Annotated in this window: 21 protein-coding genes and 1 tRNA gene; 18 read left to right on the top strand and 4 right to left on the bottom strand. The window is 61.6% G+C overall.

Annotated elements, in window-relative coordinates; all coding sequences use genetic code 11:
- The first annotated feature begins 961 nt into the window (after positions 1 to 961).
- The 4 genes from IEX57_RS09500 to IEX57_RS09515 all read left to right on the top strand — a co-directional run bounded on the left by IEX57_RS09500 (position 962) and on the right by IEX57_RS09515 (position 6,775).
- Positions 962 to 1,888: a carbohydrate ABC transporter permease gene (locus tag IEX57_RS09500; protein ID WP_188704097.1), complete on the top strand. Its 927-nt coding sequence runs from the start codon at positions 962 to 964 to the stop codon at positions 1,886 to 1,888.
- A gap of 1 nt (position 1,889) precedes the next feature.
- Complete coding sequence (locus tag IEX57_RS09505; protein ID WP_188704099.1) at positions 1,890 to 2,741, top strand: carbohydrate ABC transporter permease; 852 nt, start codon at positions 1,890 to 1,892, stop codon at positions 2,739 to 2,741.
- Positions 2,742 to 3,058: 317 nt separating this feature from the next.
- Positions 3,059 to 5,443 (top strand): glycoside hydrolase family 3 protein, encoded by a 2,385-nt coding sequence (locus IEX57_RS09510; RefSeq protein ID WP_188704101.1) that lies wholly within the window; start codon positions 3,059 to 3,061, stop codon positions 5,441 to 5,443.
- Positions 5,444 to 5,584: 141 nt separating this feature from the next.
- On the top strand, positions 5,585 to 6,775 hold the full coding sequence (locus IEX57_RS09515; protein WP_188704102.1) for an MFS transporter: 1,191 nt from the start codon (positions 5,585 to 5,587) through the stop codon (positions 6,773 to 6,775).
- Between the two features lie 6 nt (positions 6,776 to 6,781).
- Here IEX57_RS09515 and IEX57_RS09520 read toward each other — a convergent pair whose 3' ends face one another.
- Complete coding sequence (locus IEX57_RS09520) at positions 6,782 to 7,798, bottom strand: sensor domain-containing diguanylate cyclase (protein WP_188704104.1); 1,017 nt, start codon at positions 7,796 to 7,798, stop codon at positions 6,782 to 6,784.
- 257 nt (positions 7,799 to 8,055) lie between these two features.
- Between IEX57_RS09520 and IEX57_RS09525 the strand changes: the two genes are divergently transcribed.
- Both IEX57_RS09525 and IEX57_RS09530 read left to right on the top strand, forming a co-directional pair.
- Positions 8,056 to 9,936 carry a methyl-accepting chemotaxis protein gene (locus IEX57_RS09525; protein ID WP_188704106.1) on the top strand — a complete coding sequence of 627 codons (1,881 nt, stop codon included), beginning with the start codon at positions 8,056 to 8,058 and terminating at the stop codon, positions 9,934 to 9,936.
- Between the two features lie 21 nt (positions 9,937 to 9,957).
- Positions 9,958 to 10,182, top strand: coding sequence for a DUF1653 domain-containing protein (locus IEX57_RS09530; protein ID WP_188704107.1), 225 nt, complete (start codon positions 9,958 to 9,960; stop codon positions 10,180 to 10,182).
- 60 nt (positions 10,183 to 10,242) lie between these two features.
- Here the strand turns inward: IEX57_RS09530 and IEX57_RS09535 are convergent, their stop codons facing one another.
- The gene (locus tag IEX57_RS09535) at positions 10,243 to 10,803 is read right to left on the bottom strand and encodes an NADPH-dependent FMN reductase (protein WP_188704109.1); all 561 of its coding nucleotides are present in this window, start codon (positions 10,801 to 10,803) and stop codon (positions 10,243 to 10,245) included.
- A 199-nt stretch (positions 10,804 to 11,002) separates the two neighbouring features.
- Between IEX57_RS09535 and IEX57_RS09540 the strand changes: the two genes are divergently transcribed.
- Positions 11,003 to 11,087 (top strand) — tRNA-Leu (locus IEX57_RS09540).
- 150 nt (positions 11,088 to 11,237) lie between these two features.
- On the opposite strand, the gene IEX57_RS09545 is transcribed toward IEX57_RS09540, so the two are convergent.
- Positions 11,238 to 11,849 (bottom strand): TetR/AcrR family transcriptional regulator, encoded by a 612-nt coding sequence (locus tag IEX57_RS09545; RefSeq protein WP_188704111.1) that lies wholly within the window; start codon positions 11,847 to 11,849, stop codon positions 11,238 to 11,240.
- A 159-nt stretch (positions 11,850 to 12,008) separates the two neighbouring features.
- On the opposite strand from IEX57_RS09545, the gene IEX57_RS09550 reads away from it, so the two are divergent.
- Genes IEX57_RS09550 through IEX57_RS09585 form a run of 8 tightly spaced genes read left to right on the top strand, consistent with a single transcriptional unit; the run spans position 12,009 to position 18,779 of the window.
- Positions 12,009 to 13,289, top strand: coding sequence for an NAD(P)/FAD-dependent oxidoreductase (locus tag IEX57_RS09550; protein WP_188704113.1), 1,281 nt, complete (start codon positions 12,009 to 12,011; stop codon positions 13,287 to 13,289).
- A gap of 1 nt (position 13,290) precedes the next feature.
- Positions 13,291 to 14,073, top strand: a complete 783-nt coding sequence (locus tag IEX57_RS09555) for a DUF1365 domain-containing protein (protein ID WP_188704114.1) — start codon at positions 13,291 to 13,293, stop codon at positions 14,071 to 14,073.
- Complete coding sequence (locus IEX57_RS09560) at positions 14,070 to 15,284, top strand: SAM-dependent methyltransferase (protein ID WP_188704115.1); 1,215 nt, start codon at positions 14,070 to 14,072, stop codon at positions 15,282 to 15,284. The genes IEX57_RS09555 and IEX57_RS09560 overlap by 4 nt, the downstream gene beginning before the upstream one ends.
- Positions 15,250 to 15,789: a chalcone isomerase family protein gene (locus IEX57_RS09565; RefSeq protein WP_188704116.1), complete on the top strand. Its 540-nt coding sequence runs from the start codon at positions 15,250 to 15,252 to the stop codon at positions 15,787 to 15,789. Before IEX57_RS09560 ends, IEX57_RS09565 begins: the two co-directional genes overlap by 35 nt.
- Positions 15,786 to 17,030 carry an MFS transporter gene (locus tag IEX57_RS09570; protein ID WP_188704117.1) on the top strand — a complete coding sequence of 415 codons (1,245 nt, stop codon included), beginning with the start codon at positions 15,786 to 15,788 and terminating at the stop codon, positions 17,028 to 17,030. Before IEX57_RS09565 ends, IEX57_RS09570 begins: the two co-directional genes overlap by 4 nt.
- The gene (locus IEX57_RS09575; RefSeq protein ID WP_188704118.1) at positions 17,027 to 17,569 is read left to right on the top strand and encodes a DUF3833 domain-containing protein; all 543 of its coding nucleotides are present in this window, start codon (positions 17,027 to 17,029) and stop codon (positions 17,567 to 17,569) included. The genes IEX57_RS09570 and IEX57_RS09575 overlap by 4 nt, the downstream gene beginning before the upstream one ends.
- Entirely contained in the window at positions 17,566 to 18,354 is a 789-nt protein-coding gene (locus IEX57_RS09580; protein WP_188704119.1) for an SDR family NAD(P)-dependent oxidoreductase, read from the top strand. The genes IEX57_RS09575 and IEX57_RS09580 overlap by 4 nt, the downstream gene beginning before the upstream one ends.
- Complete coding sequence (locus tag IEX57_RS09585) at positions 18,351 to 18,779, top strand: nuclear transport factor 2 family protein (RefSeq protein ID WP_188704120.1); 429 nt, start codon at positions 18,351 to 18,353, stop codon at positions 18,777 to 18,779. Before IEX57_RS09580 ends, IEX57_RS09585 begins: the two co-directional genes overlap by 4 nt.
- Before the next feature lie 26 nt (positions 18,780 to 18,805).
- On the opposite strand, the gene IEX57_RS09590 is transcribed toward IEX57_RS09585, so the two are convergent.
- Entirely contained in the window at positions 18,806 to 19,708 is a 903-nt protein-coding gene (locus IEX57_RS09590) for an AraC family transcriptional regulator (RefSeq protein WP_188704121.1), read from the bottom strand.
- Positions 19,709 to 19,860: 152 nt separating this feature from the next.
- Here IEX57_RS09590 and IEX57_RS21135 point away from each other — a divergent pair, with 152 nt between their 5' ends.
- The 3 genes from IEX57_RS21135 (at position 19,861) to aspT (IEX57_RS09605) (ending at position 24,187) form a co-directional block, all read left to right on the top strand.
- A complete protein-coding gene (locus IEX57_RS21135) occupies positions 19,861 to 20,226 on the top strand; it encodes a hypothetical protein (RefSeq protein ID WP_229708941.1) in 366 nt (121 codons plus the stop codon).
- A 534-nt stretch (positions 20,227 to 20,760) separates the two neighbouring features.
- Positions 20,761 to 22,458: an aspartate-alanine antiporter gene (gene aspT / locus IEX57_RS09600; RefSeq protein WP_188704122.1), complete on the top strand. Its 1,698-nt coding sequence runs from the start codon at positions 20,761 to 20,763 to the stop codon at positions 22,456 to 22,458.
- Positions 22,459 to 22,501: 43 nt separating this feature from the next.
- Entirely contained in the window at positions 22,502 to 24,187 is a 1,686-nt protein-coding gene (aspT, locus tag IEX57_RS09605; RefSeq protein WP_188704123.1) for an aspartate-alanine antiporter, read from the top strand.
- Positions 24,188 to 24,243: the final 56 nt, after the last annotated feature.

The raw sequence follows: 24,243 nt of genomic DNA on the forward strand, positions 1-24,243 counted from the left end.
GTTGCCGTTGCCGTTGCCGTTGCCGTTGCCGTTGCCGTTGCCGTTGCCGTTGCCGTTGCCGTTGCCGTTGCCGTTGCCGTTGCCGTTGCCGTTGCCGTTGCCGTTGCCGTTGCCGTTGCCGTTGCCGTTGCCGTTGCCGTTGCCGTTGCCGTTGCCGTTGCCGTTGCCGTTGCCGTTGCCGTTGCCGTTGCCGTTGCCGTTGCCGTTGCCGTTGCCGTTGCCGTTGCCGTTGCCGTTGCCGTTGCCGTTGCCGTTGCCGTTGCCGTTGCCGTTGCCGTTGCCGTTGCCGTTGCCGTTGCCGTTGCCGTTGCCGTTGCCGTTGCCGTTGCCGTTGCCGTTGCCGTTGCCGTTGCCGTTGCCGTTGCCGTTGCCGTTGCCGTTGCCGTTGCCGTTGCCGTTGCCGTTGCCGTTGCCGTTGCCGTTGCCGTTGCCGTTGCCGTTGCCGTTGCCGTTGCCGTTGCCGTTGCCGTTGCCGTTGCCGTTGCCTTTGCCTTTGGCTTGCCTCCCCTTGACTGCGCCGAGCATCGCAGCGAAGTCCGGGGTTGCGGCGGAGGGGTGTTTGAGCGAAGCGAGTTCCCGTAGCCAGCCGGACTTCGCGAGAAGCACAGGGAACCCACGTAGTGGGCGCTGTCGCAGGGGTCGCCTTTCTTTTGGGTACTTTTCTTTGGCGACCCAAAGAAAAGTACCGTGCTCCGGGCACCCCCGGTATCAAAACACCGCGCCGCAGGCGCTAACAAAGCTTCAAGCATTGCGGCACCGGCAAACATCGCAGCTGGATTCCGGCCAAGGGGGCCGCCGAGGTCCGGAATGACGAACCGGTTGAACAGCCAGGCACGGACCAACACGCACACATCCCAGCCGGATTCCAACCTGCGCCGGACCGAGGAAACCGACGAGACCAACGAAACCGTGAGTAAAGCAACAAAACCAGCATGACCTTCGCACCACCCGAGAACCGCCAATGACAAGCTACACCGACACCCAGGTCTTACCGCTAGCCCGCCCCACCCGGGCATGGCCAGCCTGGCTGGTCCCCACTTTTTTCCTCGCCCCAGCCGTCATCATGCTGGTCATTTTCCTCCTGTACCCGCTGCTCTCCAGCTTCCAGCTATCGCTGCTGAACTGGAACGGCCTCGGGACGCAGGGCAAGTTTGTCGGGCTGGATAACTGGCTGTATCTGCTGCGCGATCACATTTTCTGGTTATCGCTGCGCAACAACATCCTGCTGGCGGTGTTTTCCGTCGTAATCCAGTTACCCATCGCCCTGGCTCTGGCGGTCTTGCTTGATCAAGCCGGCGGTTATTCGCGCGTGCTCAAGATCGTCTATTTTCTTCCGCTACTCATGTCCAGCGTGGCGCTGGGCGTGCTGGCCAAGAATCTGTACGACCCCAACTTCGGGCCGATCAACCTGATCTTGCAAGCGCTGCACATGGACGCGCTGGCGCATGACTGGCTGGGCGATACGCACTACGCGCTGGGTTCGATCATTGCCGTGGTGTGCTGGCAGAACATCCCGTTCTACATGGTGCTGTTCATGGCCGGGCTGGCGTCGTTTCCGGATGAACAGCAAGAAGCGGCGCTGCTGGATGGCGCCAGCGAATGGACCATCTTCTGGCATATCAAGCTGCCACACCTGTACGGCACGCTGCGCACCGGCGCGCTGCTGGCAATCATTGGCTCGCTGCGGTATTTCGATCTGATTTTCGTGATGTCGGGCGGCGGGCCGGAGCACTCTTCCGAGTTGATGGCCACCTACATGTACCACACGGTGTTTGACTCGTTCCAGCTGGGCTATGGCAGCACCATTGCCTCGGCCATGTTCATTGTGGTGACGCTGGTCGCCAGCCTGGCGCTGCGCCTGACCCGCCGTTTCGAGCCAGAGGTCTGACATGCTGACAACCCCCGTTCTGCCGCGCCGCGGTTTTGCGCCATCACGCGTGGTGGTGCCCACGCTGGGCCTGTTCTGGCTGGCCGTCACCCTGCTGCCTTTCCTGTTCATGGTGATGACCAGTTTCAAAACCCAGGAAGACAGCTTTGCCACGCCCATCTGGGCCTTGCCGTCGCACCTGGACCTGATCAACTACAAGGCGGTGCTGCAGGGCGATTTTCTGATCTACCTGCGCAACAGCGTGTTTGTGATTGGCGTGTCGATCACACTGATCCTGCTGTTCGGCGCAATGGCCGCCTTCGCCCTGGCGCGCTTGCGTTTCCGGTTCAACCAGCCGCTGTTCGGGCTGATTGTGGCAGGCATGATCGTGCCGCTGCATGTCACGCTGGTGCCGGTCTACCTGATGACCCGCCAGGCCGGTCTGTACGACACCATGTTCGCGCTGATCGGCCCCTATGTGGCCATGAGCCTGCCGGTATCGATCTTCATCCTCACCGGCTTCATGAAGCAGATTCCGCGTGAACTGGAAGAAGCCGCGCAGCTGGATGGCTGCGGCCCGATTGCCATTTTCGCCCGCATTTTCCTGCCGCTGTGCGGGCCGGGGTTGTCTACCGTGGCCATCTATAACGGCATCAATTTGTGGAATGAATTCATCTTTGCCTATGTACTGACCTCCACTCCCACGCACCGCACCTTGCCGCTGGCAGTGTGGGATTTCCAGAGCCAGTTTGCCTCCAACATCCCCGGCATGATGGCCGTTGTCACCCTGACCGCCCTGCCCCTGATTGCGGCGTATGCCTTTGGGCAGGAGAAGATTGTGAAGGGGATGATGGCTGGCGCGCTGAAGGGCTAGCGGTGAGGTGTGAGGTGTGAGGCGGGGTTTGCCGGTGGCAAGGGCTATTTCATGCCGCCCCAACCTTCATCCGCCCACCACTTCGTCATTCCTGCGCAGGCAGGAATCCAGTGCTGAACACGTGCGCCACAGGCGCTGGTTATTGACCGGTTTTCTTTTCAACATCGCAGCCGGGTTCCCGCCTCCGCGGGAATGACGAGTCTGTCGAAATTTCTGCAAAGTGGTCCGGATCACGGCTTTGGCCAAAAAGCCGAACCGGAACACCAGCGCAATTGCAACACTAAAAACCAGGCCCCAGGTGGCCACAGGAAACAGCAATGACTGCCATTTATAAAGACCCGTCCCAACCCGTCGCCGCCCGCGTGGCCGATTTACTGGCCCGCATGACGCTGGACGAAAAAATCGCGCAGATGCATGCCTTCTGGCTGATCTTGTCGGAAGACGGCCAGCACAGCGTGCGCGCTGACAGTTTTACCGGCGCCAGCGACCAGGATTCGCTGCAAAAGCGCCTGCAGCTCGGGCTGGGGCAGATCACGCGGCCGCTGGGCAGTCACAAGGTGGATGCCGCCGCTGGCGTGCGCGCTTTCAATGCCTTGCAAAAAACCATGGTCGAGCAAACCCGGCTGGGTATTCCGGTGATGTCGCATGAAGAATGTCTGGTCGGCCTGATGGCCAGCGGCGCCACGCTGTTCCCTTCCGCACTGGCCTTTGGCGCGACGTGGAACCCGGCGTTGATCGAGCAAATGGCCGCCGCCATTGGTGCCGAAGCGCGCAGCATTGGCTGCCACCAGGGGCTGGCGCCGGTGCTGGATGTCTCACGCGATGTGCGCTGGGGCCGTACCGAAGAAACCTTTGGCGAAGACCCGTATCTGGTCGGCGTAATGGCCACACGTTATGTGCGCGGCTTGCAGGGCGAGCAACGTGACCTGCTGGCCACGCTCAAGCATTACGTCGGCCACTCGTTCAGCGAAGGCGCACGCAACCATGCGCCGGTGCACCTGGGCTGGCGTGAACTCAACGACATCTTCATGCTGCCGTTTGAAATGGCGGTCAAACAGGCCAACGCCGGTTCGGTGATGCCGGCGTATCACGATATCGACAACGAACCCTGCCATGCCTCGCGCCATTTGCTCACCGACGTTCTGCGTGACCAATGGGGCTTTGATGGCCTGGTGGTGGCCGATTACGTCGGCGTGAGCTTGCTGTACCAGCATCACGGTGTCGCCGCCGACCCGGCCGAAGCCGCCGCGCAATCATTCAACGCCGGGCTGGATATCGAACTGCCGGGCGACGACTGCGCCACGCGGCTCTCTGATGCACTGGCACGTGGCCTGATCAGCCCGGCCCGCATTGATGAGATCGTGGGCCGCGTGCTGACCGAGAAATTCCGCCTGGGGCTGTTTGAAAACCCGTATGTGGATGAACACGCCATTGCGCTGCGCACGCCGCACGCGCTGGCGCTGGCGCGCGAAGTCGCGCGGCAGTCTGTGGTTATTCTGGAAAACAACGGCACGCTGCCGCTGAACCCGGCGGCCAGACAGCGCATTGCCGTGATCGGCCCGACTGCGGATGACAGCCTGGCCATGCTGGGCGGGTACAGCTTTCCGGTCCACCTGATCCTGAGCAAAGACCAGCAGACCCAGGCCGAGCCCAACGTGGTGACGCCGCTGGCCGGCCTGCGCCAGATCTTCGGCACCGATCAAGTCAGTTATGCCCAGGGCTGCGCCATTCTGGAAGAACGCAAATACGGCTCGCCCGTGTTCCCCGGCGATGTAGCCAACAGTACCGAGCTGGCGCATGCATCCCCGGTCAGCCAGAACGCTGATCACATTGGCGCGGCAGTTGCAGCGGCGCAGAACGCGGATATCGCCATTGTCTGCGTGGGTGATCTGGCGGGTTTGTTCCAGACCGGCACCGTGGGCGAAGGCTCGGATGCCGATACGCTCAACCTGCCAGGGGTGCAGCAGCAACTGTTGCAAGCCGTGGTCGAAACCGGCAAGCCCGTCATTGTGGTGCTGACCGGCGGCCGGCCGTACAACCTGCAAGGGCTGGAGCAACGCGTCGCCGCCTTGGTCATGAGCTTTACCGGCGGCGAGCAAGCCGGCATTGCCCTGGCAGAAGTGCTGGCCGGCATCGTCGAACCCAGCGGCCGCATGACGATTTCCGTACCGAAAAACGTCGGCGCGGTGCCGTATTTCTACAACCACAAACTCAAAAGCGCCGGCACGCCGATCGCCTTTCACTTTGGCAGCGCCTACCCGTTTGGTTACGGCCAGAGCTACACCACGTTTGCGTTCGACCAGTTGCGCGTGGCGGCCGATACGGTCGATATCCACACGGGCGAGATCGCCTTCACGTTTGACATTACCAACACCGGCAACCGCGCCGGGGTGGAGATCCCGCAGATTTACGTGCGCGACAAACTGGCCTCTGCCGTGCGCCCGGTGAAAGAACTCAAGGCGTTCGGGCGCATTGAACTGGCAGCGGGTGAACGCAAGACGGTAGAAGTGCGCGTGCCGGTCGACATGCTCAATTTCACCGGCAGCAGCGGTCAGCGCATTGTGGAGCCCGGCGAGTTTGATATCCAGATTGGCGCCTCCAGCAACGATATCCGCCTCACAACCATGGTCACCGTCACCGGCCAGACCCGCACGCTGGCACGGGACTGGCGCATGGAAAGTACCTGCCGGACAGCCAGCTGATACATCAACAAAAAAGCCACCTGCGGGTGGCTTTTTTATGGTGCCTGGCGGCAATGCCACACTTGGGATTGCCGCCCGCCGGGGGTTCTGGATTTCGTGCCAGAATCACTGCCCCGCCCTTCTTTACCGCTGCCCCGCACCATGCCCAATTCACGCTTTTTGCCGTTGTTGTGTGGTCACTTTTTTTCGCAGTTTGGCGGTTGGGTCAATTTTCTGGCCATTCTCAATATTGCCGTCTACCGCTTTCATGGCACGGCGACAGACCTCTTGATCCTGAACGCCGCATCGCTGTTGCCCTCTGTGTTGCTGACCGGGCTTGTGGGCCGGATCAGCGCCACGTACAAACCCAAAACCGTGTTGTGCGTCTCTACCCTCGTGGTGGTGCTGGCCACGCTGGGTTTGCTGTGGGCGCCTTCTTTTGCGGTGTTTATCGCCGTGGTATGCGTGAAATACATTGCGGTCAGTTTCGCTGATCCGGCCATCAACGTTCAGGCCAGCGCCAGCATCCCGACCGCGGCCCTGGGGCGCGCGTTCTCGCAACTGAGTTTGTCCCGCAATATCGCCAAGATTCTGGCCCCGGCCATCGGCGCGCTGGTCGCTGCCATGGCGGGCGATCAGCACACCATGATGCTGTCCGTGTTGTTGCTGGCCGTGGCGACGGTCGCATTTGTGTTCGTACCGGATGCAGCGCAACAGCCGCGGACCGCGGCAAGCCAGCGGCCTCCGGGTGAGCGAACGCCGGCCTGGGCTGCGTGGCCGTTCTTTGCCAGCGTGGTGGTGTATGGCGCGTTGACGCTGGCAGTGAACAGCCAGTTTGCGCTGGTCCTGAAGAACTGCGGTTACGGTTCCAGCGCGGTGGGCATATTGATGTCGTGCGCAGCTGCGGGCGGCATTCTGGGCGGCCTTGTGCTGGCGCGCCGCAGCCCCGCCGGGGCGAGTTTGCGCGGATTGATCGGGCTGGGCATGGTCGCTGCGCTGGTCTTTCTGGCGCTGGGCGGCGCTTTGCTACTGCCTCCCCAGCTGGGGATTTTCGGACTGGGCGTGTGTTTTTTTGCGACCGGGCTCAATGGCGCGGCCATTGCCGTCAAACGCAATGTCTTTCTGGTGGCGCAGTTTGGCGATCAAGTCGGCGTCGCGACCGCCACATTGCAGTCAGTCCAGCAAGCCATCCAGTTTCTGGCGCCGTTCCTGGGCGCGGCGCTGGTCAGCCACCTGGCCGCGCCCAACGTGTTCTGGACACTGGCGCTGCAGTGCCTTGTTTTGTCGGGCGCCTTGCTGCTGCTGACCGGTCTGCGTGCCAGCGGCGGCCTGCCGGTCAGACAGCGGGCCTGAGTCAGCTTATCTGGCGTTTTCCATATTCTTGCGGCGATGCTTGATGGCGTACATCTCGTTATCGGCCAGCCGCAATGCCTGATCGACCGAGACCGAGCCATCCACCGCCACAAAACCGACGCTGGCGCCCGGGTAATTGACCGTGGTGCCGCCAATGCCAAACACGCCGCTGGCCGCGCTGGAGAAACGCTCGGTCATGGCAATGGTGGCAATGTGCGCGTCGCCACGGTTGGCCGGGCCGGGGCCGACCACCGCAAACTCGTCACCTCCCAGCCGGCCGACCATATCGGTGCCGCGCGCAGCGCCAGAGAGGCGGATGGCGATTTCACGCAGCAGGTGATCGCCGCCCTCATGACCGTGCAGATCGTTCACGCCCTTGAAACTGTCCAGATCAACCAGCCCGACCAGCACCGTGGTTTGTTCGCGCCGGGCGGCGGCCAGCAAGCGCGACAATTCATCACTGATCGCGCGCCGGTTGGGGATGCCGGTCAGCGGGTCAGTCAGCGCAAACAGCGCCAGGCGTTGATTGGCGCTTTTGAGTTGTTCCAGCACGGTTTCGCGCTCCATGTGTTGGGAGATCAGTTTGGAGAACAGATTGATGGCGCTGCGCGCGCGATCCGACAGCGGCATCTGGCGCTTGCTGGCAGCGCACAAGGTGCCCAGCAGTTCGCCATTGATACCCCGGATGGGCGAACTGACATAGGTTTTGATGCCCAGCGCCTTGGCAGCGGCGGAATCGGGCCAGTGTCCGGGCACGTCGTCGGTGTACTGGCGGCCTTCTTCAAAGGAGCGCTTGCACAGGGTGTCTGACCACGGCACGGTCATGTGTTCGGCAATATTCAGTGCCCCGGCGTTGCGGGCGAACTCCACCAGTTGCGTGGCCGCTTCGGTGTCGATCCGGGTCACATAGGTAGAGTCGTAATCCGTGAGGTGATGCAGCATTTCCAGCAAGGGCCTTGCCAGATCTTCCAGACTGCGGGCTGCAGAGACCGATTCGGTCAGACGAACGAGGTCGCTTTCCATTGTTTTCCCCTGTCTATTGGTTTTAAGCGCGACGATTCATTCTAGAAGTGATCTGCCATCCGGCAAGTCGGCTTTGCGTGGGCCGGTTTGCCTGGGGCAAGCGGGCTGTCCGTTTGTCGGCATGACAGAAAATTGTGCGATTTAAGGGCAAATCAGAACTAATTTGTCATCAAACCTTACGGAATATCCCAATAACATATGGGCGCCGGATGCGGTTTAATGTCCGGTTGCCCGTTGTCCTTAAAGCATTGGTTCTTATGTCACTCAAATCCAGATTGCTCGTATTCGTGGCCCTGCTCGTGGCCGTCGTCATTGCCGTGTTGTCGTGCGTGGCTTATTTGCGCATGAAGTCAGAAATCATCACCGGCACCCGCAACGAAATTCACACTGCCGTGCATGGCAACAGCGCCGCGCTGGCGCGCTGGGTCACCCAGCACCGCAATGCAGTCACCGCCGTGGCCGCGCAGGTACCCGGCGTGGCAGACCCGGTGCCCTTCCTGCTGGTGGGCAAGCAGGCCGGCGAATTTGATCAACTGTTTGCCGGCTATGCCGACAAGCGCATGATCTACAACCTGGCCGACAAACACCCGCCGGCCGGCTATGACCCGACCAGCCGCACCTGGTACAAAAAAGCGGCCGAGGCCAATGGCCCGATCGTGTCTGATCCGTATGTGTTTGCCTCTACCGGCAAACTGGGCGTGACCTTTGCCGCCCCGGTCACCGTCAGCGGCGCGCTCAATGGCGTGATCGGTGGCGACGTGGCGCTGGAAGACGTCATCAAGGTGGTTACCGGCATTGAACTGCGCGGCGATGGCTATGCGTTCCTGGCAACGCACGACGGCAAGATCGTGGCGCACCCCAGCCCGGACACCACGCTCAAGGCAGTTGCTGACGTCATGCCGGGCCTGACGCCGGATGCACTTGATAACGCCGAGAAGCAAAATGATCTGGTCGAGATTTCCATTGGTGGCGCCGACAAATACGTCACCGCCTCTGCCGTGCCGGGCACCGACTGGGTGCTGGCCACGGTAAGCGATAAATCGGCCATGCTGGCGCCGCTCAACGGCCTGTTGATCACATTGCTGATCTCTGGCGCCGTGGTCGGCGTGCTGGCCATTATCCTGGCTGCCGCCGCGCTGACCAGCATGCTGGCCGGCCTGATCCGCCTGCGCGACGCGCTGGCCGAAATCGCCACCGGCCACGCTGACCTGACCCGGACCATTCCGGTGGGTCGGCGTGATGAAATCGGCCTGACTGCCGAAGCCTTCAACCGCTTTGTCTCGCGTCTGCGGACGCTGTTTGTGGACGTGCGCGACAACGCCGTGCACCTGACCAGCGGCGTGCGCGACCTGCATGATGTGACGCAGCGCCTTTCCAATGAATCGCAACGCCAGGCCGATATCTCCAGCGCCACCGCCGCGACCATTGAGGAGATCACCGTCAGCATCAACCACATTGCCGACGGCGCCCGCCAAAGCGAAGGCACCGCCAGCGAAACCGGTTCGGTCTCGCTGCAATCGGCCGATGAAGTGCAACAATTGTCCAACGAGATCGACGAGATTTCCAAATCAGTGGATGCACTGGCCGACACGCTGGAAGCCCTGGGCGTGCGCTCGGGCCAGATCACGCACATTGTCGATGTGATCAAGGAAATTGCCGACCAGACCAACCTGCTGGCCCTGAACGCCGCCATTGAAGCAGCCCGCGCCGGTGAAGCCGGCCGTGGCTTTAGCGTGGTGGCCGATGAAGTGCGCAAACTGGCAGAACGCACCGCCAAGGCCACAGTGGAAATCGGCGGCCTGATTGGCGAAACCGACAACCAGATCCAGGCTGCGCTGGGCGATATGTCCAGCACGCGCCAGTCGGTTAGCGCGGGCGTGGATAAATCCCACGCCGTGGCTGATCGCATTGGTGGCATCCACAGCCGCATGGAACACGTGGTTTCCAGCATCCGCGAAATTGCCGACGCCACGCGTGAGCAATCGGTGGCGACCAACGAAATGGCCAAGGCTGCTGAACAGCTCAACCGCCTTTCCAACGAGACCGACGCCGCAGTCCAGCATGCATCCGGCACGGTGCGCCAGTTGAACGACCGGGCTCGCGCTTTGCATGGTCTGGTGGAACAATTCCAGCTTTGATCTGAACCAGGCAAGCACACCATGACCGAACAAGAAGCCCTGCAACTGGCCACGCACCGCCACTACAAAGGCGGTCTGTACCGCGTGGTCGGGCTGGCGCGCCACTCTGAAACGCTGGAATCCATGACGGTGTACGAGCACCTGTGGCCGCACGTACCAGGCCTGTGGGTACGCCCCACCGACATGTTCAACGGCAAGCTGGAAGACGGGCGCGACCGCTTTGCGCCACTGACACCCGCCGCCTGAGCGACACAAAAAAACCGCCACACTGTGGCGGTTTTTTATTGGGCAATCTGCTCACCCCTATCAAACAGACCCGGCTGCCCGCACCACCTTGATCCGCGCCAGCAGCATATGCAAGCGCACACGCAAAGCCTCCCGCGTGAGCTCATCGCTCACCTGCCCGTCCGCCAGCTTGCGCCCGATACTGCCCACGCACAGCGGCCCGTCCCCGACCAGATCGCCCGTCATCACCCTGAGCGTACCAAACACCTGCGCCGCCGCTTTATCCGCCCCGGTTTCAGAAGACGACGCACCCAGCAGCACCATAGGCTTGTGCACCAGCTCACCACTGCCCACCACCCAGTCGAGCGCATTCTTGAACGCCCCGGGCACGCCATGCGCGTACTCCGGCGTTGAAAACACCACGCCATCCGCTGCCTTGAGCGCCGCCTGCCAGCGTGCCACGGCCGCAGGCGTACCCTGCGCCTCGACATCCGGGCTGAACAAGGGCAACGCCGAAAGCCCGTCGTACACCTCAAGCCTGGCCTCATCCGGCAGCAACAACGCAGCGGCGCGCAGCAAAGCACTGTTGAACGACTGCTGCCGCAAACTACCCGACACACCCAGAAGCTTGATGGACGCCATCACAAACCAACCCGGCCAGAAGAAAGAAATAACAAGAGGAAGAAAAGACCCGCAAACCAGCACAAAACTCGCAGACACGCCGCCGCAGTATAGCCACAAAACCCGCGCAGCCCCCACGCCCGCTCAGCGCGGCAAAACCCGCGCCGAGATTACCCCCGAACCCGCCAAGTTTGCTACAATGCGCCGCTCTGCTCCGCCCGCCCGGGTGGTGAAATTGGTAAACACAGCGGACTTAAAATCCGCCGCCGTTAGGCTTGTCGGTTCAAGTCCGATCCCGGGCACCATCTTGAAGATCAAAGACTCAGGCCGATCAACTGGCCGTCTTGTTTCCCTCGGCCACACCCCGAACTTGCCCCAGAAGGCATGCTTGGTGCGCGGCCCAAAACATCCAAGAGCCACATCTCCGGCCAGACTGTTCAAGGCCCCGCGCGCTTCTACGCCCCGCGTACCCCTTCAAAAAAAGCGTCCAGCATGTGCTGGATGATGTCCGCGTCTGCCATGCGGGCGTATACGCGCAGGTACTCTACGGCGGGGTCGCAGGTGCGGGAGTAATAGCTGAACAGGATCACCTGTTCTGGCAGGTCTGAACGCAGTTGGCCCTGCTCCCGGGCTTTTTTGATCAGTTTTTCCAGTTTGCCGTTCAGCTTGAGTACCCGCGTTACGTAGCGCAGGTTGCGCGTGAGCATGTCGCGCACCTGAGGGCTGGTCGAGGGCATGAGCGGCAGGCCGCCTTTCAGCCGGATTTCCAGCGCCCAGGTCAGCAAATCACGCAGGGTATCGAGCGGGCTGGTACCAGGCGGCACGCCGTCCAGCCAGTCCAGCGCGTCGTCAACTAGACGGATCATTGCTGCGCCGACCAGCTCGTCTTTGGACTTGAAATGCTTGTACAGACTGGGCTTGGAGATCCCGACTTCTTCGGCCACGTCGTCCAGCGTCATCAGGTCAAAGCCCTTGCTTGCAAGGAGCTTCGTCGTCGCGTCCAGAATGGCCACTTCCCGAAGTTTGAACTGCTGATCCTTGAAGCTGAGTTTGGATAAAATACTCATTGGTAATTTTGTTTACTGTGTAGTAGCATTTTTTACAAGGGAGTCACATACTGCATGTTAGCACGGGAAGCAAAGCGGTAAAGCACCGTTTGCCACCCCGCCACCATCGACTGATTGCGGTTGAAAAAGGTGCATCCAGTGGGCGCTATAAACGAGAGCATGTTCCAGGGACGTCAACGGGTCGCGGTGATCGGTGGTGGCATTTCCGGGCTGGTCAGCGCCTGGCTGATCGGGCGTGATCACGATGTCACGCTGTTCGAGGCAGCCGCCTACGCCGGTGGTCACACCAACACGGTGGATCTGACGCTGGATGGTGTCACGCATCCGGTGGATACCGGTTTTCTGGTGTTCAACGAGCGCACCTACCCCAACCTGATTGCGCTGTTTTCGATCCTTGGCGTGTCATGGCATGAGAGCGAGATGAGCTTTTCCGTGTCGATCGGGCATGGCAAGCAAGAATGGGCCGGCACCAGTCTGGATACCGTGTTTGCCCGCCGCAGCAATCTGCTCAACCCGCGCTTTCTGGGCATGCTCAAAGATATCCTGCGCTTTAATCGCAACAGCGCGGCCTGGCTGCACAACCCCGCCATGCAAGGCATAAGCCTGGGGCAATTACTGGATGCCGAAGGCTACGGGACGGCTTTTCGCGATGATTATCTTCTGCCCATGGCCGCAGCCATCTGGTCTTGCCCGATGGCGGACGTGCTGACGTTTCCCGCCGCAACCTTCCTTCAGTTCTGTATCAACCACGGTTTGCTGCAACTGACTGACCGCCCGCGCTGGCGGACGGTGGATGGGGGCGGTCGGGCCTATGTCCAGAAACTGCTGCAAGGTATCTGGGATATCCGCCTGAAAACGCCGGTACTGCAGGTGAAGCGATCAGAACATGGCGTGCAAGTGCGCACGGCAGAAGGCGCCATGGCGTTCGACGCGGTGGTGTTTGCCACGCATGCGCCCACCACGCTGCGCATTCTGGGCGATGAAGCCAGTGACCTGGAGCGGCAGGTTCTGGGGGCCGTGCGTTACAACGCCAACAGGGCCGTGCTGCACTGTGATCCGCGCTTGCTGCCGCAGCGGCAAAAAGTCTGGGCGGCGTGGAACTATGTCAGAGGAACCGATGCCGCAGGCCGCCAGGCCGTGTGTGTCAGTTACCTGATCAACAAACTGCAGCCGCTGCCGTTCAAGCAACCGGTGATTGTCACGCTCAACCCGCTCACCGAGCCCCGGCCGCAATACGTGCTGGGGCAGTTTCACTATGAACACCCTTTGCTGGATCAGGCCGCCGTCCGGGCGCAGTTTCTGCTGCCGGCCATGCAGGGCCAACACCGCACCTGGTTTGCCGGCGCATGGACGGGCTACGGCTTTCATGAAGATGGTTTGAAGTCTGCCTTGCGGGTGGCGGCCGACTTTACCGCGCAACCCATGCTGGTCGAGGTGTGACATGACCGAGCCGCGCTTCTTGTTCGGCCAGGTCATGCATGAGCGCTTGCGCCCGGTGAAACGACGCTTTGTCTACCCGGTTTTCGGGGTGGTACTGGACGTCGACCAGCTTGCGGCAATGCCTGCGACCTGGTGGTTTGCAGTTGATCGCTGGCGGGTATTGTCGATTCGCCAGCGCGACTACGGGCCCCGCGATGGCAGCAACCTGGCGCAGTGGGCGCGCGCGGTGCTGGCCAGTGCCGGCGTCCGGATCGACGGGCCAATTGAACTGCACACGTTTACGCGGCTGTGGGGCTACGTCTTCAATCCGGTCAGTTTCTGGCACTGCCACGACGCCCAGGGCCAGTTACGGGCGCTGATTGCAGAAGTGAACAACACGTTCGGGGAACACCACAGCTATGTACTGACTGCGCCTGATGGCGGGGTCATTGAGGCCGACACGCCGCTGCAAAGCCGTAAAGCGTTCCATGTTTCACCGTTTTGTCTGACCACGGGCGAGTACCGCTTCCGCCTGAAAAAAGGTGCCGACACCCGGTTCACCGCCGTGGATTACCACGACGAGGATGGCGTATTGCTGCGCACGGCCATTGGCGGCCGGCTGCGGCCATTTACCAGCCAGAACTTCTGGCGGGCCATGATCCGGCACCCGTTTTTCAGCTTCATGGTCATTGGACGCATTCACTGGCAGGCGTTACGCCTGTGGCTCAAGCGCGTCCCGTTCAACCGCAAGCCCGCACCGCCAGACCACCCGCTGACGATCGCGCTGGAGGAGAAAAAACAATGAGTTCGATCGGCACACTGGCCATCAAGGCGCCCGCACCGCCTCTGCTCGCCCGGATGTTCATGCAACTGCTGCGCCGGATCAGCGAGGGTTGCCTGACCGTCACCCTGCCCGGCCATACCCGGATGATGTTTGGCAACGCCAATACCGCCCTCCTGGCGGAGCTGCACATTCATGACTGGCGCGCCTGCGGGCGGATTCTGGCCGCCGGCGATATCGGCTTTGCGGATGCTCTGCAAAAAGGCTGGGTGTCGTCACCCGATCTGACTGCGCTGATCCGGCTGGCCATCCGCAATGAGTCTGTCATGGCGCGCACCGTGCGCGGCACCGGCCTCGTGCGCTTCTGGTACGCCTTGCGCCATCTGGCCAGACCCAACACGCGGCGCGGCAGCCAGCGCAACATCCACGCGCACTACGACATTGGCAACCCGTTCTACATGCTCTGGCTGGATGAAAGCTGGAGTTACTCCAGCGCCTTGTTTGCCGGTGACTTCAGCCGTTCGCTGGCCGATGCCCAGGCGGCCAAGTACCAGCGGGTGATCGATCAGCTTGGCCTCAAGCCGGGCATGCAGGTACTGGAAATCGGCTGTGGCTGGGGCGGTTTTGCCGAACATGCCGCGCGCCTGGGCATTCATGTTCATGGCGTCACCATTTCTGCGGCGCAATACGAGATCGCGCAGCAGCGGCTGCAGCGCCAGAACCTGCAACATCTGGCGCGGGTTGAGCTGCGGGATTACCGCGATATCCGCGGTCAGTACGACGCGCTGGTATCCATTGAAATGTTTGAAGCGGTGGGGCAAACCTTCTGGTCGCTGTGGTTCGACACCGTCCGCGGCCTGCTCAAACCTGGCGCCAGAGCGCTGGTGCAATCGATCACCATCGACGAGCAACGCTTTGAGGCCTATCGCAGCAGCAGCGACTTTATCCGCGAGTATATTTTTCCGGGCGGCATGCTGCCCTCGCCCGAGCGTTTCAGCGCAGCCGCCAGTCAGGCCCGCTTTCAGGTCCTGAACGTCCTGCACTTTGGCCCAGACTACGCCGAAACCCTGCGGCGCTGGCGTGATGCCTTCAACGCGCATCTGCATGAAGTACGCCAACAAGGATTTGACGAAACATTCATCCGCACCTGGCTGCTGTACCTGTGCTACTGCGAAGCCGGCTTTGACGAGGGACGCACCGATGTCGTCCAGTTCATGCTCCAGCGCCCTGTGTAGATGGCTTTTCCTGGGGCTGTGCGCCACGCCCTGGCCCGCTGTTGCCAGCTGGGAGGGTGATCTGGGCTCGCCGCAACTGGTCGGTCAGGGCGAGTTCGACTATCTGGGTTTTCACATTTATTCGGCAGCGCTGTACAGCACGCGGCTGCCTTTTTCCCGGTTGCGGCCGTTTGCGCTGCAGCTGACTTATTTCAAACACATCACCCGGGCCCGCATTACCGAAACCTCGCTCAATGAACTGCGCCGTATCTACGGCAAGGCCTTGTCTGAAGAGACGCTGGCGGTGTGGCAGCAATACATGCTTAGCGCCTTTGTGGATGTCGATTCCGGAGACACGCTGACGGGGGTTTATCTACCCGGCCAGGGCATCCGCTTTTACCACGGCGATACCGAAACCGCGCGATTTGCCGATGCGTACTTTGCCGAGGCGTTTTTCAATATCTGGCTGGCGCCGCAGACCCGTGATCCTGATTTGCGGGCCCGTTTGCTGGGGCAGACACCATGAACCCGTTCAGCCCGGGCCGGCTGGCCGCCTGCGGCATCACCGGTCTGCCACTGGCCATGGTCGCCCTGCCCGTTTATGTACTGGCGCCGTCCTGGTACAGCACGGAACTGGGGCTGTCGCTCTCTACCACGGGGTATTTGCTGGTGGGCGCGCGCCTGTTCGATACCGCGCAAGACCCGTTTCTGGGGCAACTGGTGGGCCGGTTTGCCCATGCAGGGCGTTTGGGCCATCTGATCTGGCCGGCCAGCCTTGTCTTGATCGCCAGCTTTGGCGCGCTCTGGTTTCCGGCAGTCAGCGCAAGCACTCCCCTGGCCGTGTGGTTCGCCATCACCCTCATTTGCGTTTACAGCGCGCACGCGGTGCTGAACATCAGTTTGCTCAGTTGGGGCATTGCCATCAGCCCGCAGCTGCAAGTACAGAACCGCGCCGCAGCCTGGCGTGAAGGTGCCGGATTGATCGGGGTGATGCTGGCCAGTGTCTTGCCCACCTGGCTCACCTCTGCCCGCGGCTATACGCCACGCCATGCCATGGCCCTGTTCAGCGGCGTTTTTGCCAGCTGCTTGCTGGTGGCGGTGTTTGCCTGGGCGCGCTGGGCACCGGCCTGGGCCGGGCAGAACAAAACGCCAGATCATCCGGCGCGGGTCTCGCACGGCATCAGGCAACTGGCCTTGCTGGTGGTGCTCAATGGTTTGTCGGTGTCCGTACCGGCCACGCTGGTGCTTTTTTATGTGAACGATCACCTGCAGGCGCCAGACCTGGCTGGGGCGTTCCTGGCCATTTACTTCCTTGCCGGCATGGCGGGCTTGCCGCTGTGGTCTCATTTGTCTGATCTCATGGGCCCGGCCCGGGCGTGGTCGCTGGGCATGCTGCTCGCGATTCTGAGCTTTGTCTGGGCCAGCGCCTTGCAGGCAGGCGCGCTGTATCCGTTTGCGCTGATCTGTGCTTGTTCCGGGCTGGCGCTGGGGGCAGATCTGACATTGCCGCCGGTATTGCTGGCGCGGCTGCTGGCGCCCGACGAGAGCCTGCCGGCGCAGTACGGCTACTGGAGTTTCCTGGTGAAGCTGTCCACCGCGCTGGCCGGCTTTGCGCTGCCTTTACTCTCTGCCATGGACTATCACCCCGGGCTGCGCAGCAGTCACACCGGGGCGTTGCCGCTGGTGTATGGCGTGCTGCCAGCGGTGTGCAAATGCGCGGCGCTGGCTTGTCTTCAGCGGCTGGTCCGAAGGTGGGAGTCATCATGAAAACCGCGTACTGGCTGCTGGCTACCGCGCTCTTGCTTGGCGCCTGCGCCGGCCCGAATGTCACGCAATATGCCCAGGAGCAACCCGTGCTGGACCCGACCGTGTATTTTGCCGGCCAGAGCGAAGCCTGGGGCATGTTCCAGCAACGGGACGGCACCGTGATCAAGCGTTTTCATGTCGCCCTCACCGGTCAGCGCACGGGCGACAAGTTCATCCTGAACGAGCAATTTGCCTGGAGCGATGGCAGCCAGTCACAGCGCGCATGGACGCTCTGGCGGACTGCCGACGGCGTGTGGCACGGCACGGCGGCCGACGTTGCCGGTGAGGCGATCGGCCATGCCAGCGGCAATGCGCTCAACTGGCAATACACGCTGCACCTGCCGGTGGACAACCAGGTGGTGGACGTGCGCATGGATGACTGGATGTACCAGATGGACCGTGACACCCTGATCAATCGCACCAGCATGCACAAGTTCGGCGTTGAGGTGGGCCAGGTCACGCTGTTCTTTCGCAAGCTGCCGCCGGGTGCGCGATCATGATCGGCCTCTCTCCGCTGAACCCAAGGCTTGATGCGCTATCAGGCAAACGGGTCTGGATCATTGGCGCCTCAAGCGGCATTGGCGCGGCGCTGGCCAGACAGATGCTGGCGGCGGGCGCCCTGGTGGCCCTTTCTGCCCGGCGTGCCGACGGGCTCACCCGGGTGGCCGGGCACAGCAAAACAGCGCTGGTTCTGCCCATGGATGTCACCAACGCCCCGGCCTGGACGCTCAATCACCGGGTGATCGAAAAACTGTGGGGCGGGCTGGATCTGGTCATATTCTGCGCGGCAGATTATCAACCGCAACGCGCCTGGCAGGTGGTTGCCGAACGCGCCCGGCACACCATTGAGGTCAATCTGGCCAGCGTCTATCTTGGGCTGGAGACCATCCTGCCGCCGATGCTGCGAGAGGGCAAAGGGCATCTGGCCATTGTTGCCAGCGTGGCCGGCTATATGGGCTTGCCCAACGCCACGGTCTACGGCCCGACCAAGGCGGCGCTGATCAATCTGGCAGAGATCCTTTACTGCGATCTGCATCCGCGTGGTCTGGGCGTCACCTTGATCAACCCGGGCTTTGTGAAAACGCCTTTGACTGCCCGCAATCAGTTCAGCATGCCCGCGATGGTGACCGCCGACGAAGCCGCTACCGCAATCACGCACGGACTGGCGCAGGGCCAGTTCGAAATCAGCTTTCCGCGCCGCTTTACCCTGCCGCTGCGCTGGTTCAGCCATTTGCCGCGGCGTTGGCGCTTTGCGGCACTTGACCGGATGATGGAGCGATCATGAACCCTGTTACCCAGGTGGCGCTGCAAGACGTACTGGACTGGTACGCCACCCTCAGCCGTGACTCGCTGCCGCGGTGCCGCGAGTTCTACACGCTGGACGCCCGTTTCAAGGACCCGTTCAACGATGTGGCCGGCATCGCCGCCATCGAGAACATCTTTACCCATATGTTCGACCACACCGAACGCCCCCGTTTTGTGATCCGGGAAGTGCTGAACAACGACGACCGCGCGTTCATCAGCTGGGATTTCGAGTTCTGGATCAAGGGCACGCGCTACGTGGTGCAGGGCGCGTCACGCTTGTTGTTTGATGACCATGGCAAAGTCATGGATCACCGCGACTACTGGGACCCGGCCGAAGAGCTGTGGAGCAAGATGCCCATCATTGGCGGCGTGGTCACCTGGCTGCGCGAGCGGTTTGCCGCATAACGACCAGACCCACGCCAGGGCCTGATTCAGTGGCGCACCGTGCGCCGCCAGACCGCCGGGCTGACCCCGACGAAGGTCCTGAATACGCGCGTGAAATGACTTTGATCGGCAAAGCCGCAGCTGATTGCCACCTCGGCCAGCGTGGCCTGGGTGCCGATCAACAGATCCTTGGCCCGCTCGACGCGATGACGCAGCATCCAGCGGTGCGGCGCTTCGCCGGTACTGGCCTTGAACGCCCGGACAAAATAACGCAGCGACACCCCGTTGGCCTCGGCCAGCATCTTGAGCGAGACATCAGTATCCAGCTGCGCGGCCATGGCTTCCATGGCGCGTTTGAGCCAGGGCGCGACCGTGTCCCGCGACATTTTGTCCAGACGTTGGCCACCAAAGGTTTGTGCAAAATAGCTATAGGCCGCCAGCATCACGTACTCGGCGTACATTGAGCTGACCTCATGCGGGCGTTCCAGCGCGGGCAAGAGTGAATTGCCCAGATGCCACACTTTTTCATCCAGCACACCGCAAGGCGGACAGTAGAGATGGTCAATCCGCCCCACGCGGGCTTCGTCGGCCAGTTCGTCCAGCGCACTTTGCGGCACGGTGAAGATCAGGCAATCGAAGGGACTGATCAGGTTGGCACGCGGAAGCTCAAGATGATTGACCACGCTGGTGGTGCGCTCGGCATAAGCGCCGCGATGCACGCAGCGCCCATCCAGATACAGTTCTCTTTGTTTCTGTTCGCGCAGTTGCAGCACGACGGAAAACACAGCGTCGCCCGGTGGAGGGGCCGTCAGACCGTGCCCGCCCGTTTCCCGGCGCAAGCGCGACACCAGCAAGCGCGAGCTTTGCGGCCCCCGGGTGACCAGTTGCGACACCGAGTCTGCCTTGAATTGCTCTACATAGTTGCGGCCATATTCAAGATCAGATTGCATGGATTGCGTCTCAGTGAGATTTCCCCGACCCGGCAAGGCCCTCCCCGGCCGGCATTCTGGCTTGCTCTGGTTTGTGTTGCCGGCAAGTCATGAACATGGATCGATCATAAAATGTTCCGGGGGTATGGGGTCTTGAATATAGGTGCTGTTCTTTGCTCAAAATTGCCGGACTTCAGCGACCCGCCGCGCCTGATGCAGCCGGACACGCGCCCGCACGGGTCTCATCCCTGTCTGCGACGCACTTTTTAGCCAGCCATGCCCCGAACCTGGCCTCGACGCTGAATATCGGGGCATTCAACGTGGGCAATGCCATGGGCGCCTGGCTGGGTGGTCTGACGTTGTCGCACGGGCATTCGCTGGATGTCTTGCCCTGGGTTGCGGCTGCCGTCACGGCAGGGGCACTGGTGCTCACGGTGTTTGCCCGCAAACTTGATGGCGTGGCTGTGCCGGACGCCGCCGCGCCCACGGATGCATCGGGCAAACCCGCGCTGGGCGAAGCGGCAACACGTTCGATCTGACGCCCCTGCGTCACCACGGCTTTCGCCTGTTGCAGTGACGCGCGCCGGGTTTTTGCCTGAAAGGCATAGCAAGGTTGGCATGCCGCAATGGTGTCCAGCCTTGCTGGCGGCCAGCCGGCCCACACCATGACCACCCTCGCCGCCGCTTTCAGGCCAGTGTTGCCCGTTCTCTGCTGTTTCGCGTATTTGGCACGAGCGCATTACAGGATTTTGTACAGTCAGTACCTGTCAGCCAGGTAGCCACACCGGGGTTCACCACACCTGTTAACCGGGTTTTCCTTACCAATCATCCCCGTCACCCCGCCTTTATGCCGCCAGCATGCAAAGCAGGTGCGCCGTTCATCCACCCCTGATTCTGCGCGGCCTGGAAGGATTTTCTGCCTGGGCAACGGCGGCGAATATCAATATTTCGGAATATGAAAGTTTTCTAAAAAACGGTTTTGCCAGCATGGTTTTTATAAATGAGAGCTTTTCAGCAAAGGTAAAACTTATGGTCTAGCGTGATCAGGTGGTGTCTGACAAAAAAATACGACTATGCTTGATTACTTCGTCAAAATCATCCAGGAAAACCCGTCCATTGCGCTGTTTCTGGCATTGGCTATCGGGCACGCTGTCGGCTCTGTCCGCTTCATGTCGATCCAGTTGGGCGGCGTGTGCGGCACGCTGCTGGCTGCGCTTGTGATCGGCCAGATTGGCGTACAGCCGGATGCCGGTATCAAGAACCTGTTTTTCGCCCTGTTCATCTTTGCGCTGGGTTTTGCCGGTGGCCCGCAGTTTTTTGCCAACCTCAACGCCAAAGGCCTGCGGCTGGGGCTGTTTTCCGCGATCGAAATCGTCGTGGTGCTGGCACTGGTACTGGGCGCCACGCATTTGCTCAAGCTGGATCAAGGCACCGCATCGGGCCTGATGGCGGGTGCTGCGACGGAATCTGCCGTGGTCGGCACGGCCTCTGATGCCGTGGGCAAGCTGGCGCTGCCAGCTGCCCAGATCAAACAACTGCAAGCCAATGTGGTCACCGCTTATTCGGTGACCTATGTCTTCGGGCTGATCACCATTGTGGTGATGACCAGCCAGATTTTTCCGCTGCTACTGCGCATGAATGTCGAGGACGAAGCGAAGCGCCTGTGGGAACGCATGGGCGGTTCAGTCCAGGATGCGACGGGCAACCAGGCGGCGCCGGACATGGTCGGCCGGGTGTTTCAGGTGGTCGGCGCGGCGGGCATGACGGTTGATGATCTGGAGAACCGCTTCCAGGGGATTGAAGTCGGGCGCGTATTGCGGGCGGGGCAAGTGGCGCCGCTGACGCAAGAGCTGGTGCTGAGCCGCGATGATCTGGTGCTGCTCACTGGCCGCCGCGCCGCCGTGCTGGAAGCCGCCAGCGTGATCGGGCCGGAACACGCCGACGTCGCCGCGCTGGACTTCGCCATCGAGACCCGCGAAGTGGTGTTCAACCGGCGTGATCTGGAAGGCCATACCCTGGCGCAACTGACCGAGATGGGACGCAAATCCGGGGTGGGCGAAGGCGTGCACCTGATGGCGATCACCCGTGGCGGGCAACCCATCCCGCCGCTGTTTGAAGTGCAGTTGCAGTATGGCGACGTGCTGCGGCTGTATGGCTCACACGAGAACCTGCAACGCCTGGCGCCGCGCCTTGGTGCTACGGTGGATCAATCCGACCGGACCGATTTCACCTTTGCCGGCCTGGGGATTGTGCTGGGCATTCTGATTGGCATCGTGAGCGTGCGCATCTCTGGCGTGGCGTTTTCTCTGGGCACGGGCGGCGGTGCGTTGCTGACTGGCCTCGTGTTTGGCTGGTATCAGGCGCGCAATCCGCAACTCGGGCATATCCCCGCTTCTGCCATTGCCTTGATGAAAGACCTGGGGCTGGCCGTGTTCATTGCTTGCGTGGGTTTGTCGTCCGGGCCGCAAGCGCTGTCGCTGATCCATAAATACGGCGTGGCCTTGCCGCTGACCGGGGTGCTGATTGCGCTGGTGCCGGCGCTGGTCTCGCTGCTGGTTGGCCGTTATGTCCTCAAGCTGGAAGCCCCGGTGCTGCTGGGTGCCATTGCCGGCCAGCAATGCAGCACGCCGGCGCTGAGCGCCGTGGTCAACGTCGCCGGCAACACCACCCCGCTGCTGGGTTACACCATCACCTATGCCATTTCCAACGCGTTGTTGCCACTGATGGGACCACTGATCGTGTTCCTGTCGGGCGTGGTGATCGCGCACTAGTTTTTTCCGCGTTGTCTGTTTATTTCCAGCAAGGGAGATTGAAGTGGACTGGTTGCATGATATTTTCAAGCATTCGCCGGAGATCGCGCTGTTCTTCTCCCTGGCAGTGGGTTACCGGATCGGCCAGATACACTTTGGCAAGTTCCAGTTAGGCGGTGTGGCGGGGTCCTTGCTGGTGGCGGTGATCGTCAGCCAGGTGGGCGTGTCGGTAGACCCAGGCGTCAAGGCCGTGTTGTTTGCGCTGTTCATCTACGCGGTGGGTTATGAAAGCGGCCCGAGTTTTTTCTCTTCGCTGGGCAAACAGTCCATCCGGGAAATCATTCTGGCGGCGGTGCTCTCGATTACCGGCCTGATCACGGTGGTGGTGTGCGCCAAGATCTTCTCGCTCGACAAGGGGCTTGCGGCCGGGATTGCAGCGGGCGGGCTGACGCAGTCGGCCATTATCGGGACGGCGGGCGACGCCATCACCAAGCTGGGCCTGGGCGCCGATGAAGTCAAACGCCTGCAGGCCAACGTGGCGATCGGTTACGCCGTGACCTACGTGTTCGGCTCGTTCGGCGCGATCATTGTCTGCGTGAACATGCTGCCCAAGCTGATGGGCCGCAGCATCCGCGAAGACGCCATTGCGGCAGAAGCCTCGCAACAGGCCGGCGTCCACGTTCTGGGCCCGGGCCAACTGGCTGCGGCACCGGCACTGGTGGGCCGTTTGTACCGCATTGGCGCGGCCGCTGGCCGCCAGGTCAGCGAGATCGAACAAGCCTCGCAACCGCCCATTACCCTGGAAAAACTCAAGCGTGACGGCAAGGTGATCGACATCGGCGGCGACACGCTGCTGCAACAGGGCGATATCGTCCTTGTGGTCGGCCGCCGCACTGCGGTGCTGGAACAAGCCCCGAGCCTGGGCACGGAAATCCATGGCGAAGAAGGCATGGATCTGGTGGTGCAGGCCCGCGAACTGGTGGTGACCAGCCAGCAAATGATTGGCAAAACCGTCAAAGAGATCATCGAGCAGACCTCGCCCGTGGTGCGCCATGGCGTGTATCTGACTGGTATCTCCCGCATGGGCAAGCCGCAGGCACTCTCGCCGGACACCCGCATCGAGCGCGGCGACAGCGTGCAGATCTACGGCGCAGAACGTGATGTGAACCGCGTGGCCGGCCAGATCGGCTATATGGTGATCCCCAGCGACAAGACCGACTTTGTGTACATGGGCGCCGGCCTGGTGGTCGGTCTGCTGATCGGCCTGCTGGTGGTCAAGCTCGGTTCGATTCCGCTCACGCTGGGCAGCGGCGGCGGTGCGCTGTTGTCAGGTCTGTTGTTTGGCTGGTATCGCGCCAAAAAGCAAAGCTTCGGGCTGATCCCCAGCGGCGCCGTACAACTGCTTAAAGACCTTGGGCTGGCCGGTTTTGTGGTGGTGGTCGGTTTGTCGTCCGGCCTGCAGGCGGTTGAAACCGTGCGCGCTCAGGGTTTGTCCATTTTCCTGATCGGCGTGGTGGTAACCATGCTGCCCATGATCCTGACCATGCTGTTTGGCCGCTACGTCTTGCGCTATGACAACGTGGCCGTCTTTGCCGGTGCGCTGTCTGGCTCGCGCAGTGCCAACCCGGCGTTTGGTGAAATCCTGACCAAGGCAGAGAACTCCGTCCCGACGGTGCCCTTTGCCATTACCTATGCGCTGGCCAATGTGTTTCTGACGTTGTTGGGTCCGCTGATTGTGGCCCTGGTCTGATCAACCGGGCCGGGTGTGCCGGCCCGTTCCTTTGTAAACGATGCAACAGGAGCAGT

Source organism: Silvimonas iriomotensis, assembly GCF_014645535.1.
Taxonomy (GTDB): domain Bacteria; phylum Pseudomonadota; class Gammaproteobacteria; order Burkholderiales; family Chitinibacteraceae; genus Silvimonas; species Silvimonas iriomotensis.

Bases quoted from the DNA above. Each gene is read 5' to 3' on its own strand.
- IEX57_RS09505 (WP_188704099.1), top strand. From the start codon at position 1,890: ATGCTGACAACCCCCGTTCTGCCGCGCCGCGGTTTTGCGCCATCACGC.
- IEX57_RS09575 (WP_188704118.1), top strand. From the start codon at position 17,027: ATGAAAACCGCGTACTGGCTGCTGGCTACCGCGCTCTTGCTTGGCGCC.
- IEX57_RS09580 (WP_188704119.1), top strand. From the start codon at position 17,566: ATGATCGGCCTCTCTCCGCTGAACCCAAGGCTTGATGCGCTATCAGGC.
- IEX57_RS09520 (WP_188704104.1), bottom strand. From the start codon at position 7,798: ATGGAAAGCGACCTCGTTCGTCTGACCGAATCGGTCTCTGCAGCCCGC.
- IEX57_RS09565 (WP_188704116.1), top strand. From the start codon at position 15,250: ATGTCGTCCAGTTCATGCTCCAGCGCCCTGTGTAGATGGCTTTTCCTG.
- IEX57_RS09560 (WP_188704115.1), top strand. From the start codon at position 14,070: ATGAGTTCGATCGGCACACTGGCCATCAAGGCGCCCGCACCGCCTCTG.
- IEX57_RS09515 (WP_188704102.1), top strand. From the start codon at position 5,585: ATGCCCAATTCACGCTTTTTGCCGTTGTTGTGTGGTCACTTTTTTTCG.
- IEX57_RS09530 (WP_188704107.1), top strand. From the start codon at position 9,958: ATGACCGAACAAGAAGCCCTGCAACTGGCCACGCACCGCCACTACAAA.
- IEX57_RS09500 (WP_188704097.1), top strand. From the start codon at position 962: ATGACAAGCTACACCGACACCCAGGTCTTACCGCTAGCCCGCCCCACC.
- IEX57_RS09550 (WP_188704113.1), top strand. From the start codon at position 12,009: ATGTTCCAGGGACGTCAACGGGTCGCGGTGATCGGTGGTGGCATTTCC.
- IEX57_RS09525 (WP_188704106.1), top strand. From the start codon at position 8,056: ATGTCACTCAAATCCAGATTGCTCGTATTCGTGGCCCTGCTCGTGGCC.
- IEX57_RS09570 (WP_188704117.1), top strand. From the start codon at position 15,786: ATGAACCCGTTCAGCCCGGGCCGGCTGGCCGCCTGCGGCATCACCGGT.
- IEX57_RS09590 (WP_188704121.1), bottom strand. From the start codon at position 19,708: ATGCAATCTGATCTTGAATATGGCCGCAACTATGTAGAGCAATTCAAG.
- IEX57_RS09585 (WP_188704120.1), top strand. From the start codon at position 18,351: ATGAACCCTGTTACCCAGGTGGCGCTGCAAGACGTACTGGACTGGTAC.
- IEX57_RS09510 (WP_188704101.1), top strand. From the start codon at position 3,059: ATGACTGCCATTTATAAAGACCCGTCCCAACCCGTCGCCGCCCGCGTG.
- aspT (WP_188704122.1), top strand. From the start codon at position 20,761: ATGCTTGATTACTTCGTCAAAATCATCCAGGAAAACCCGTCCATTGCG.
- IEX57_RS09555 (WP_188704114.1), top strand. From the start codon at position 13,291: ATGACCGAGCCGCGCTTCTTGTTCGGCCAGGTCATGCATGAGCGCTTG.
- IEX57_RS09535 (WP_188704109.1), bottom strand. From the start codon at position 10,803: ATGGCGTCCATCAAGCTTCTGGGTGTGTCGGGTAGTTTGCGGCAGCAG.
- IEX57_RS09545 (WP_188704111.1), bottom strand. From the start codon at position 11,849: ATGAGTATTTTATCCAAACTCAGCTTCAAGGATCAGCAGTTCAAACTT.